The organism is Streptomyces sp. NPDC048211 (genome assembly GCF_043202315.1).
Classification (GTDB): Bacteria; Actinomycetota; Actinomycetes; order Streptomycetales; family Streptomycetaceae; genus Streptomyces.
On sequence record NZ_JBIDAD010000001.1, the window covers coordinates 893,423 to 905,418 of the forward strand.

Below are 11,996 nucleotides of genomic sequence, written 5' to 3' on the forward strand. Positions count from 1 at the left end.
CCCGCGATGGAAGGTCGCCACGTGACTGCCGCCGATACCAAGGCCGCCGGGCCACCGGTCCCCGTACCACGTGATCCCAAGCTGGCGGAGAGCCCGCTGTCCGCCGAGGACGGCAAGGGCCCCCGTCCACAGAAGAGGAAGCGGAAGAAGGGCGAACTCCTCCCCTACTTCCTGATCCTCCCGGCGATCGTGGCGATCGCCGCCGTCTACCTCTACCCGCTCGGCAAGACCGTCATCATGTCCTTCCAGGACATGGGCCGGCGCGAGCTGTGGAGCGGTGAACCCGCGCCCTGGGTCGGACTGGACCAGTTCACCAACATCCTCGGCGACTCCGAGTTCTGGTGGGTCACCTTCCGCACGATCGTCTTCATGGCCATCTGCGTGTCGCTGACCATGGGCATCGGCCTGCTGATCGCCCTGCTGATGCGGCGCCTGTCCAACTGGGTCCGGCTGATCCTGACGTTCTGCCTGATCGCCGCCTGGTCGATGCCGCTGATGGTCGCCGCCTCGATCTTCCGGTTCATGGCCGACTCCGACTACGGGCTCATCAACACCCTCATCGCGAAGGTCGTCGGCGAGGACTTCCTCGGCCACAACTGGTACCTGGACCCGATCCAGGGCTTCGCGATCATCACCCTGCTGGTGGTCTGGGGCGCCATCCCCTTCGTCGTCGTCACGCTGTACGCGGCCCTCACCCAGGTCCCCCAGGAACTGGAAGAGGCCGCCTCGCTCGACGGCGCCAGCAGCTACGGCGTCTACCGCTTCGTCACCTGGCCGGTCATCAAGCCGGTGTTCAGCATGGTGGCCACCCTTTCGGTGATCTGGGACTTCAACGTCTTCGGCCAGATCTGGCTGCTGCGCGGCAGCAAGCCCGAGCCGGAGTACGAGACCCTCGGCCTCTACTCCTACTCGAAGGCCTTCGAGTCCACCTCCTTCAGTCAGGGCACCGCGATCGCCCTGATCACGGTGCTGCTGCTGTCCGGCGTGGCCGTGTACTACCTGCGCCAGCTCATGAAGACGGGAGAGGTCGAATGAGCACCACGACCGACACACCACAGGTCCTGCGCCCGGACCGCAAGAAGACCCGCGTCGGCCTGAACATCCTCGGTCTGGGCATCGCCCTGGTCATGGTCTTCCCGGTCTACTGGCTGGTCATCAGCGCACTGCGGCCCAGCCGCGAGATCCGCTCGTACGACCAGACGCTCTGGCCCTCGTCGATCACCTTCGACAACTTCGTCCGGGCCACGGAGCAGCCGAACTTCGGCACCGCGATCCAGTCCAGCCTGATCGTCTCCGTCACCGCCGTCGTCGGCGGCATGATCATCGCCACCCTGGCGGCGCTCGCCATCGGCCGGTTCCGCTTCTTCGGCCGCAAGACCCTGGTCCTCATCCTCATCCTGGTCCAGATGCTGCCGCCGACGGCGATGCTCATCCCGATCTACGCCCAGCTCAACGCCATGGGCGGGATCGACGAGTACTGGAGCCTGATCGTCGTCTACCTGGTCTCCACCCTGCCGTTCGCGACGATCATGATCCGCGGCTTCGTGGTGAACATCCCGGTGGAGCTCGAGGAGTCCGCCATGGTGGACGGCTGCACCCGCTTCGGCGCCTTCCGCCGCGTGATCCTGCCGCTGCTCGCACCCGGCCTCGCCGCCGCGTCGATCTTCGCGCTCGTGAACGCGTGGAACGAATACCTCTTCGCGTACATCCTGATCAACGACAACTCCAAGTACACGCTCAACGTGTGGCTGATGACGTTCACGAGTGAGCGCGGTACGGACTATGGCGCCCTGATGGCGGCATCGACCATGATCGCCCTTCCGGTCGTCATCTTCTTCATGATCGTCCAGAAGAAGATGGCCGCGGGCCTCACCTCCGGCGCCGTGAAGGGATAACGCCTCCCCATGACCACCCTCGTATCCACCACGGACACCGTCACCCGTGACGCCCTCGCCGTGCTGCAGCCGGGCTTCACCGGTACCACCGCACCGGACTGGCTGCTGCGCCGCGTAGGCGAAGGTCTCTCCTCCGTCGGTCTGTTCGGCCGCAACATCGAGACGCCCGAGCAGCTCGCCGCGCTCACCGCGCAGCTCCGCGCCGAGCGGGACGACGTGCTCGTCGCCATCGACGAGGAGGGCGGCGACGTCACCCGGCTGGAGGTGCGTCACGGCTCGTCCTTCCCCGGCAACCTGGCGCTCGGCTCCGTCGACGACGTCGCACTGACCCGCGCCGTGGCCCGGGAGCTGGGCCGCCGGCTCGCCGACTGCGGCGTCAACCTCAACTGGGCGCCCTCCGCGGACGTCAACTCCAACCCGGGCAACCCGGTCATCGGGGTCCGGTCCTTCGGCGCCGACCCCCACCTGGTCGCCCGCCACACCGCCGCGTACGTCGAGGGCCTCCAGGCCGCCGGCGTCGCCGCCTGCACCAAGCACTTCCCGGGGCACGGCGACACTGCGGTCGACTCGCACCACGCGCTGCCCCGCATCGACGTGGACCTGGAGACCCTGCACGCCCGTGAACTGGTGCCCTTCAGGGCTGCCATCGCGGCGGGTTCCAAGTCGGTGATGAGCGCGCACATCCTGCTTCCCGCGCTCGACCCGCACCGCCCGGCGACCCTGAGCCCGCAGATCCTGACCGGTCTGCTGCGCGAGGAGCTGGGTTACGACGGCCTGATCGTCACCGACGCCGTGGAGATGCAGGCCATCGCCTCGACGTACGGGATCGAGCGCGGCTCGGTGCTCGCGATCGCGGCGGGTGCCGACGCGCTCTGCGTCGGCGGCGGCCTCGACGACGACAGCACGGTCCTGCGGCTGCGCGACGCGCTGGTCGCGGCGGTCCGTGCCGGTGAACTGCCCGAGGAGCGGCTGGCGGATGCCGCCGCCCGGGTACGGGCCCTCGCGTCCTGGACGCAGCGGGTCAGAGGGGCTGTCCCGGAGCCGGGCGCGGCAGCGCAGGAGGGGATCGCGCCCGGCACCGGAGACAGTGCCGGCATCGGCTCGGACATCGGTCTGATCGCCGCCCGCCGTGCGGTGAAGGTGACCGGCACGGGCGAACCGCTCACCGGACCGGCGTACGTCGCCGCGCTCACCCCGGTCGCGAACATCGCGGTCGGTGCCGAGACCCCGTGGGGCGTCGCCGCCGAACTGGCCCGGCTGGTGCCCGGTACCGGGACCGACACCTACAGCGGCGAGACCGAGGCGCTCGCGGCCGGTGTGCTGCGGGCCGCGGGGGAGCGGCGCATCGTCGTGGTCGTCCGCGACGCGCACCGCCACCCGTGGATGACCGAGGCCCTCGACGCGGTGCTCGCGGCGCGTCCGGACACGATCGTGGTCGAGATGGGCGTCCCCCAGGCCGAGCCCAGGGGCGCCCTGCACATCGCCACCCACGGTGCTGCCAGGGTCTGCGGCCTGGCGGCGGCGGAGGCCATCACCGGCCACTGACCCACCCCCGCCCCACGCCCTCGGGCCGGCCGGGCGCAGCCAGGCCCCTCCGGCGTTCGAGGACGGACGTCGGGCGGGGCGGGCGGCGCCGGGCGCGACCAAGCCCGTCCGGCGTCCGAGGACAAAAGGCAGCAGGCGGGACACCCGCACGCGAGAGGGCCGGGACACCACACGGTGTCCCGGCCCTCTCGCGTACCGCCAGGGACTAAATGCCCTGCCACAGCGGCTTCGCCGCATACGTGGCGCGGAAGTAGTCCGCCAGCTTCAGCTTGGACGCCGCCGCCTCGTCGACCACGACGGTCGCGTGCGGGTGCAACTGCAGCGCGGACGCGGGCACGATCGAGGCGATCGGCCCCTCGACCGTCTGCGCCACGGCGTCGGCCTTGCCCTCGCCCGTCGCGAGCAGGATCGGGTGGCGGGACTCCAGGATCGTGCCGATGCCCTGGGTGATGACGTGGTGCGGCACCTGCTCGATGTCGTTGTCGAAGAAGCGCGCGTTGTCGACCCGGGTCTGCTCGGTCAGCGTCTTGATCCGGGTACGGGACGCGAGCGAGGAGCACGGCTCGTTGAAGCCGATGTGCCCGTCGGTACCGATGCCGAGCAGCTGGAGGTCCACGCCACCGGCCTCGGCGAGCGCCTTGTCGTACGCCTCACAGGCGGCCTGGACGTCCTCGGCGGAGCCGTCGGGACCCATGAACGAGGCTTCGGAGAGCCCGAGCGGCTCGACGACCTCGCGCAGTACGACGGAGCGGTACGACTCCGGGTGGCCCGCCGGCAGCCCCACGTACTCGTCGAGCTGGCAGATGCGGGCACGCGAGGCGTCCACGGCGCCGGAGCGGACCTTGTCCGCCAGTGCCTGGTAGATGGGCAGCGGGGTCGAGCCGGTGGCAACGCCGAGAAGGGCGTCGGGCTTGCGGCTCAGCAGGGCGCCGATGGCCCCCGCGATCAGTTCGCCGCCTGCCTTGGCGTCCGGGACGATGACAACTTCCACGCGGGGCCTGCCGATCTGGAGTGACGATATGTGGTATAGACCAATCTAAGTCTAATCTAGCAGACCTCGCGCCCCTGGACACGGTCCCCGGAAGCCTTCGGGGGACGTTTCGGAACACCCGGGCACGGGCGGGCCGGGAGGCCGTCCGCTGGCGGGTCCCCGGTGCCCCGTGTTCGACTTGACCGACGCACCATGACACCCCCGGGAGGCACCAGACATGTCCGCCACGTACCCGGCCGGCGAGGGCGAGCAGCCGGGCCGGATCATGTCCGGAGAGATGGCCGAGCAGCCCGGGATGCTCCGGCGCATCCTCGACCGGGGGGCGCCCGCCATCCGCGCCGTCGCCGCCGAGATCGCGGCCAGGAAGCCCCGCTTCGTCCTGCTCACCGCCCGCGGCACGTCGGACAACGCCGCGCTCTACGCGAAGTACCTGATGGAGATCACGCTCGGACTGCCCTGTGGTCTGGCCTCGATGTCCACGACCACCGCGTACGGCGCGAAGCCCGACCTGAAGGACGTCCTGGTCATCACCGTGAGCCAGTCCGGTGGCTCGCCCGACCTGGTGGCGTCGACGAAGGCGGCCCGGGAGGCCGGCGCGGTCACCCTGGCGGTGACCAACAGCCCGGACTCGCCGCTCGCCGCGGTCTCCGAGTACCACATCGACATCCTGGCGGGCCCGGAGAAGGCCCTGCCGGCCACCAAGACCTACACCGCCTCCCTGCTCTCCCTGTACCTCTTCGTCGAGGGCCTGCGGGGCGGCGACGGGGCCGCCGCCCGGATCCTGCCCGAACTCGCCGAGGCGATCCTGGCCCGCAAGGACGAGGTGAAGGCGCTGGCCTCCCGCTACCGCTTCGCCGAGCGCATGGTCATCACCTCGCGCGGCTACGGCTATCCCACCGCCAAGGAGGCCGCCCTGAAGCTGATGGAGACGAGCTACATCCCCGCCCTGTCCTACTCGGGCGCCGATCTGCTGCACGGCCCGCTCGCCATGGTCGACAACATCTCCCCGGTGATCGCCGTGGTCACCGATGGCCGGGGCGGCGAGGCCCTCCAGCCGGTGCTCGACCGGCTGCGCGGCCGCGGGGCGGACCTCTTCGTGGTCGGCCCGAAGGCCCAGGTGGAAGCGGCCTCCGCCGGCTTCGTGCTGCCGACGGCCGGCGTCGCGGAGGAGGTCCAGCCGATCCTGGAGATCCTGCCGCTGCAGATGCTGGCCTACGAGGTGACGATCGCGCGCGGCCAGGACCCGGACGCGCCGCGCGCGCTCGCGAAGGTCACCGAGACCCGCTGAGGGGCGCCTGATCCGCCCCCGGAAACACCCGCGGGCCGCGGCGCCGGGCCGGGACCCTCAGCCCGACCAGCACCGCAGCCCGGAGCAGGACCGCCCGTTACGGGCGGTCGTTCCGGCCGGCGGTGTGCGGTGCCCCCGGCCGGGGGAGATACCGGCGCAGTCAGGGCAGAGAGCGCGGGTACCTCGTTCCGCTCTCCTGTGCGGGGAGAGCGGAGGCTCTGTCTTGAGCATTGTGGACTAGACCATTCACCCGTGTCCATCCGTGGTGCACGGTGAATTCCGGTCCTTCCCCCTTCACGTACGGGCGTGACGTCCGGTTCGGAACCTGTGCACATCCACAGGTACGCTCGCACACGTGCCCTCCATGAACGACCTCGTCCGCCAGCACACCGCCCTGAGTGACACCGACCTCGAGTGGCTCCATCTGCTGGTCTCGGAGTGGCAACTGCTCTCCGACCTGTCCTTCGCCGACCTCGTCCTCTGGGTCCCGACGCGTGACGGTACCCGCTACGTGTCCGTCGCCCAGATGCGGCCCAACACCGGCCCCACCTCCTACCAGGACGACATGGTCGGCCATCTGGTCCCGCGCGGCCGCCGTCCGCTGCTGGACGCGGCGCTGGACGAGGGCCGCATCGTGCGCGAGGGTGACCCGGAGTGGCGCGAGGAGGTTCCCGTACGGGTCGAGTCGATCCCCGTCCGCAGGGACGGCCGTGTCCTGGGCGTCATCGCCCGCAACACCAACCTGCTCACGGTCCGCACGCCGTCGCGACTGGAGCTCACCTACCTCCAGTCGGCCTCCGACCTGGCCCAGATGATCGCGGCCGGGTCCTTCCCGTTCCCCGGCCAGCAGGTCGACATGGACGCCTCGCCGCGGGTCGGTGACGGGCTGGTCCGCCTCGACGCCGACGGCGTCGTCCAGTACGCCAGCCCCAACGGCCTCTCCGCCTACCACCGTCTCGGTCTCGCCTCCGACCTGGTCGGACAGCACCTCGGCAAGATCACCGCCGAACTCGCGCCCTCCCGGGGCCCGGTGGACGAGGCGCTCGTCAAACTCGCCAGCGGGTACGCCCCCCGTGAGTTCGAGGTGGAGTGCACGGGCGGAGTGATCCAGCTCCGGGCGATCCCGCTCAAGCCCAAGGGGGTCCGCATCGGCTCCCTGGTCCTGCTGCGTGACGTCACCGAACTGCGTCGCCGCGAGCGCGAGTTGATCACCAAGGACGCCACCATCCGGGAGATCCACCACCGGGTGAAGAACAACCTCCAGACGGTTGCCGCCCTGTTGCGCCTGCAGGCCCGGCGGATGGACTCCCCGCAGGGCCGCGAGGCGCTCAACGAGGCGGTGCGGCGCGTCGGTTCGATCGCCATCGTCCATGAGACGCTGTCCCAGAATCTGGACGAGCGGGTGGAGTTCGACGAGATCGCCGACCGCGTCATCGCGATGGTCGCCGAGATCTCCCCGGGCAAGGTCACCTGCCGTCGCACGGGACGCTTCGGCATCCTCGACGCCGAAGTGGCCACACCGCTGGCGATGGTCCTCACCGAGGTGCTGCAGAACGCTCTGGAGCACGCGTTCGGCGTGGCCGAGTCCGGCACCGTCGAGGTGTCCGCGGTGCGCGGCGGTTCGCCCACCGAGGGGCGGTTGTTGATCACCGTGCAGGACGACGGCTGCGGTCTGCCCGAGGGCTTCGACCCGCAGCGTGCCGGAAATCTGGGACTCCAGATCGTGCGGACGCTGGTCGCGGGCGAGTTGGGCGGTTCGTTCGGCATGGTGCCGGCACCCGAGCGGGGTACTCAGGTCGTCCTCGACATCCCGGTCCGCGTCGACAAGTAGGACGTGCGCACAGCAGAGAGCCCGGGCCGTTGGTGAACGGTCCGGGCTCTCTGGTCAAGCATGCGCTTCGGGGGTACTGCGCGCTGCGACTCGGGGGGCGGGGTGATGCGTACGCTCTGTACGCGCCGCCTGGCTGAGGTTCGTAGCGGTGGCGTCGGTCAGGCGCTTGCGTTGCGCGCCCGGTTGCGAGCGGCGCGGCGCTTCATTGCGCGGCGCTCGTCCTCGCTGAGGCCACCCCAGACGCCGGAGTCCTGGCCGGACTCGAGCGCCCACTGCAGGCACTGCTCCATGACGGGGCAGCGACGGCAGACGGCCTTGGCTTCCTCGATCTGCAGCAGCGCAGGACCGGTGTTGCCGATGGGGAAGAACAGCTCCGGGTCTTCCTCACGACAAACGGCGTTGTGACGCCAGTCCATGGCTGCTACCTCTCCTTGGTATACGTACTGTGGCTTGTGAATGTGAACGCTTTCACGAATCCCCCCGCAAGTGTCGGGCCGACGCCCAGATGAACTGGTTGTGGTCCTGTGCAGTGAGGAGGGGTTCTGGCTCTCAGTGGAGGCCGTTGTTGCGGGCCGTCCCGATCGCCATGTAGAGATTCGCAAACCTCGGCGACGGATACAACCCCTTCTGGAAAGTTTTTTTTGATTCCTCGGTGTCGGCTAGGTCACAGCCGTACTTCTAGAGGGTGGAAGCCAGTCCAAACGTTCGAGTTAAAGGACTTTGGTCCCTTCCACTCACACAATCACACGCAGTGCACGGCGTACGCCTGTGAACGTCACACTTGTACGCAGCCCCAGGTGGTCACCGTCCATCTGGAAGGGCAGTGGGGCCTTTGAATGCAAGGTGAAGTCCGTGAGGTCATGCAGTGAAACCGCGTGCTTGCCTCGCGGGCCCTTCTCGGGGCTCGAAGTGAGCAGCTGGGTGGCGTACCGGGTGACCGCCGCGGTGGACAGACGTTGCAGGCCGAGGACGTCCAGGGCGGTGTCGAACGACGCCTTCGGAGAGGCGTACATCGGCCGGTTCCCCAGGTAGGTCCAGGGGGCCGTGTTGCAGATTATGGAGAGCGCGAGGTCGGTGACCGGGTCCTGGCCGGGCACGTCGAGCGTGATCAGCCCCTGGCGCCGATGCGGCTCCTCCAGGAACTGGCGCATCACCTGGCGCACGTACAGCGCATGGGTCGAACGCTTGCCGCGCTCGCGCTGCTGTTCGACGCGACCGATCACGCCGGCATCGAATCCGAGGCCGGCGCAGAAGGTGAACCAACGTTCGGGGACCGATTCGTCCTCGGTACCGGGGGTGCCGGCCGCCAGGCCCAGGCCAACGGTGCGCTCGGTGCGGTTCGCCAGGGCGTCCAGGATGGCGCCGGTCGCCTCCACCGCGTCGTTCGGCAGGCCGAGGGCGCGCGCGAAGACATTGGTGGAGCCGCCGGGGACCACGGCGAGTTTCGGCAGGTTGTCGATGTCGGGGCCGTTGTGGAGCAGCCCGTTCACGACCTCGTTGACCGTGCCGTCGCCGCCGAGCGCGACCACGAGATCGATGTCGTCGCTGTCGGCGGCCCGTCGTCCCAGGTCACGGGCGTGTCCGCGGTACTCCGTGGACACGGCCTCCAGCTTCATCTCGCTGGCCAGTGCATGAATCAGCACGTCACGGGTCCGCGCACTGGTGGTGGTGGCAGCTGGATTGACCACAAGAAGTGCGCGCATGACTGCCAGACTACCTACCGCGAGGTATCGGCCTGAAGTCCTGCCCGGTCACCTTCACGCTGAGTGACGGAGGGGCTGCGGGGCGACGGGTCGTGTGCGCCGTCCCGGGGTGGTCCGGTGGTGTTCCGACCCCGGCTTCCCTTTCGTGCGCCGGGGATGCCAACCTGCAAGGGTGAGTACTCAGCAGAACGCGCCCTCGTCGATGCCCTCGGCCGCATCGCCGAAGCCGGCCAGGATCACACTCGTGGCCGGACTCAACGCCCTCGAAGGCGCGGCCCTTGTCATCGGCGGTGTCTACATGCTGGTCATGGGGCTGCTCGGCCGCCCCGACAGCCCGCAGCAGGCCGAAATGGGCGGTCTGACGGTGATCGCGCTGGGGCTGATTCCGGTCTTCGCCGCCCGTGGACTGCTTCAGCGGCGCAGCTGGAGCCGCGGACCCGCGCTCATCACGCAGATCATCGCGCTCCCGGTGGCCTGGACGCTGCTGCGGTCCCACGGGGTGCTGATCCCGGCCGGGATCGTGCTCGCGGTGGCGGCGCTGACCGCGCTCTACCAGCTGGCGCGGCCGGCGACCATCGAGGCGCTCGGCATCCGCCGGCCGGGCACGCGTTCCGACGCGGACGGCGCCGACGCCTGAGGACCCGACGGGGCGGCCCGGCAGCCGCCGGCCCGGGACCGGGAGCTACGGCCCGCCGGTCGCTCGGCGGGACCGGGGACGGAGGGCCCGCCAGCCGCTCGGCGGGACCAGGGGCGACGGGGCAGGGCGAGACGGCCGGGCAGTCGCTCGGCCGGGCCAGGGGGGACGCGGACCGTCCGCCCCCGGCTCGTCTACTCCTCGACGAGCAGCCGCTCGCGCAGCTGTGCGAGTGTGCGGGCCAGCAGCCGGGACACATGCATCTGCGAGATGCCGACCTCCTGCGCGATCTGCGACTGGGTCATGTTGCCGAAGAACCGCAGCAGCAGAATCCGCTTCTCCCGCGGTGGCAGGTCCTCCAGCAGCGGTTTGAGCGACTCCCGGTACTCGACGCCCTCCAGCGCCTCGTCCTCGGAGCCGAGCGTGTCCGCGACCGCGGGGGACTCGTCGTCCGTGTCCGGCACGTCCAGCGAGAGCGTGCTGTACGCATTGGCCGATTCCAGACCCTCCAGGACCTCTTCCTCGGAGATGCCCAGCCGCTCCGCCAGCTCGTGCACTGTGGGCGAGCGGCCGTGCTGCTGGGAGAGCTCCGCGGTCGCCGTGGTCAGCGAGAGCCGCAGCTCCTGGAGGCGGCGCGGCACGCGCACCGCCCAGCCCTTGTCGCGGAAGTGCCGCTTGATCTCACCGACGACCGTGGGTGTCGCGTACGTCGAGAACTCGACGCCGCGCTCCGGGTCGAACCGGTCCACCGACTTGATCAGGCCGATCGTGGCGACCTGGGTCAGGTCGTCCAGCGGCTCGCCCCGGTTGCGGAAGCGCCGGGCCAGGTGCTCCACCAGCGGCAGGTGCATCCGCACCAGCCGGTTGCGCAGCTCCGCCTTCTCGGGCGAGCCGTCCGGGAGCTTGCCCAGCTCGATGAACAACGCCCGCGCTCCGCTGCGGTCGTGTGGATCGTGGTGCCCGTGCTCGCTCATCTGGCCTGCCCGCTCCGCCTGCGACTGCTCCACCGCGACCGTAATGCCGGCGGGCCCGTCCGTCCCGTCCACCGCACGGGGCAGGTCCGCCCCGTCCACCGGATGAGGCAGGGCCTGCTGTTCCGGGATGCCTGCTGAGCGCACCACCCCTGGTCGGATCGTCTCGTCCCGCACAGGACCGTCCCCGTTCCCGTTGCTCACGCCGGCCCGGGTCCCGCGCCGCGCTGTTTGTACAGGCTGATGCTGACCGTACGGTCATCGGCGACCGAGGAGTCGACCTTTCCGGCCAGTGCGGAGAGCACCGTCCAGGCGAACGTGTCGCGCTCCGGGGCCCGGCCGTCCGTCGTGGGGGCCGACACCGTCACCTCAAGAGAATCGTCGACGAGCCGGAACACGCAGCTGAGGACGGAGCCGGGCACGGCCTGCTGGAGCAGGATCGCGCAGGCCTCGTCGACCGCGATGCGAAGATCCTCGATCTCGTCGAGAGTGAAGTCCAAACGCGCTGCGAGGCCGGCCGTGGCCGTACGCAGCACCGACAGGTAGGCACCCGCAGCGGGCAGCCGGACCTCTACGAAGTCCTGATTCCCGGGCTCGCCTGCGATCTGGGACACCCTCACCTCCAAGGTGGCACAAACTCTTCGAGGATCCGGGAAGGGTCGCCCGGAGCCATGCGGTACGTCTTCGGTTCTTGGTCCGGCGACGCTATCGCGATCCATGATGCCGTGTCGCCGAGACCCCATCCCATGACTGTCACTCATGGTAAGCCCATGAGTACACACAGTGGCTAGAGGTCTGCGGCGGTCAATTACGAACAACAGGCGCCGGTTTGACGTACCCAGACGTCAGACGATCGAACCGTCCTCGAAGCACCAACGCCAGCTCTCGCCGGCCTCGAAGCTCCGCATCACCGGATGGCCGGTCTCCTCGAAGTGCCCCGTGGCGTGCCGCAGGGGCGACGAATCGCAGCAGCCGACATGGCCGCAGGTCAGGCAGAGTCGCAGTTGCACGGGGTGGGTGCCCGCCGCCACACATGCGAGACAGGTCTCGGAGAGGGCTGCGGGTTCGGGGCGCGGCAGGTCCGGTACATGCGGGCACTCGCTCATGATGGCCAGGTTACGACGGATGCGAGGACCGT

Annotated in this window: 11 protein-coding genes and 1 pseudogene; 6 read left to right on the plus strand and 6 right to left on the minus strand. The window is 69.7% G+C overall.

The annotated features are described in order from the left end of the window. Window positions 1-21 precede the first annotated feature (21 nt). The 3 genes from ACGFZA_RS04130 to ACGFZA_RS04140 are packed head-to-tail and all read left to right on the plus strand — an operon-like array spanning window position 22 to window position 3,440. The gene (locus ACGFZA_RS04130; protein WP_385275262.1) at window positions 22-1,035 is read left to right on the plus strand and encodes a carbohydrate ABC transporter permease; all 1,014 of its coding nucleotides are present in this window, start codon (window positions 22-24) and stop codon (window positions 1,033-1,035) included. Continuing rightward, window positions 1,032-1,895 (plus strand): carbohydrate ABC transporter permease, encoded by an 864-nt coding sequence (locus ACGFZA_RS04135; RefSeq protein ID WP_385275265.1) that lies wholly within the window; start codon window positions 1,032-1,034, stop codon window positions 1,893-1,895. The genes ACGFZA_RS04130 and ACGFZA_RS04135 overlap by 4 nt, the downstream gene beginning before the upstream one ends. A gap of 9 nt (window positions 1,896-1,904) precedes the next feature. Then, a complete protein-coding gene (locus ACGFZA_RS04140) occupies window positions 1,905-3,440 on the plus strand; it encodes a glycoside hydrolase family 3 protein (RefSeq protein WP_385275267.1) in 1,536 nt (511 codons plus the stop codon). A 205-nt stretch (window positions 3,441-3,645) separates the two neighbouring features. Here ACGFZA_RS04140 and nagB read toward each other — a convergent pair whose 3' ends face one another. Beyond that, a complete protein-coding gene (gene nagB, locus ACGFZA_RS04145; protein WP_385275269.1) occupies window positions 3,646-4,431 on the minus strand; it encodes a glucosamine-6-phosphate deaminase in 786 nt (261 codons plus the stop codon). 217 nt (window positions 4,432-4,648) lie between these two features. On the opposite strand from nagB, the gene ACGFZA_RS04150 reads away from it, so the two are divergent. After that, on the plus strand, window positions 4,649-5,719 hold the full coding sequence (locus ACGFZA_RS04150; protein WP_385275272.1) for an SIS domain-containing protein: 1,071 nt from the start codon (window positions 4,649-4,651) through the stop codon (window positions 5,717-5,719). A 364-nt stretch (window positions 5,720-6,083) separates the two neighbouring features. After that, complete coding sequence (locus ACGFZA_RS04155) at window positions 6,084-7,550, plus strand: sensor histidine kinase (protein ID WP_385275783.1); 1,467 nt, start codon at window positions 6,084-6,086, stop codon at window positions 7,548-7,550. 158 nt (window positions 7,551-7,708) lie between these two features. Here ACGFZA_RS04155 and ACGFZA_RS04160 read toward each other — a convergent pair whose 3' ends face one another. Together ACGFZA_RS04160 and ACGFZA_RS04165 are read right to left on the minus strand one after the other, a co-directional pair. Continuing rightward, entirely contained in the window at window positions 7,709-7,966 is a 258-nt protein-coding gene (locus ACGFZA_RS04160) for a WhiB family transcriptional regulator (RefSeq protein WP_003953983.1), read from the minus strand. Between the two features lie 318 nt (window positions 7,967-8,284). Continuing rightward, window positions 8,285-9,253 (minus strand): diacylglycerol kinase family protein, encoded by a 969-nt coding sequence (locus ACGFZA_RS04165; RefSeq protein WP_327708920.1) that lies wholly within the window; start codon window positions 9,251-9,253, stop codon window positions 8,285-8,287. Window positions 9,254-9,497: 244 nt separating this feature from the next. Here ACGFZA_RS04165 and ACGFZA_RS04170 point away from each other — a divergent pair, with 244 nt between their 5' ends. Then, window positions 9,498-9,890 (plus strand): hypothetical protein, encoded by a 393-nt coding sequence (locus ACGFZA_RS04170; RefSeq protein WP_385275786.1) that lies wholly within the window; start codon window positions 9,498-9,500, stop codon window positions 9,888-9,890. Window positions 9,891-10,081: 191 nt separating this feature from the next. On the opposite strand, the pseudogene ACGFZA_RS04175 reads toward ACGFZA_RS04170, so the two are convergent. The 3 genes and pseudogenes from ACGFZA_RS04175 to ACGFZA_RS04185 form a co-directional block, all read right to left on the minus strand. Then, window positions 10,082-11,098 (minus strand): annotated as a pseudogene (locus ACGFZA_RS04175) (RNA polymerase sigma factor SigF); the annotation flags it as partial. After that, window positions 11,059-11,472, minus strand: a complete 414-nt coding sequence (locus ACGFZA_RS04180) for an anti-sigma regulatory factor (protein WP_067163834.1) — start codon at window positions 11,470-11,472, stop codon at window positions 11,059-11,061. The pseudogene ACGFZA_RS04175 and the gene ACGFZA_RS04180, both read right to left, overlap by 40 nt. Before the next feature lie 231 nt (window positions 11,473-11,703). Beyond that, a complete protein-coding gene (locus tag ACGFZA_RS04185) occupies window positions 11,704-11,964 on the minus strand; it encodes a UBP-type zinc finger domain-containing protein (RefSeq protein WP_385275276.1) in 261 nt (86 codons plus the stop codon). Between the last annotated feature and the right edge of the window lie 32 nt (window positions 11,965-11,996).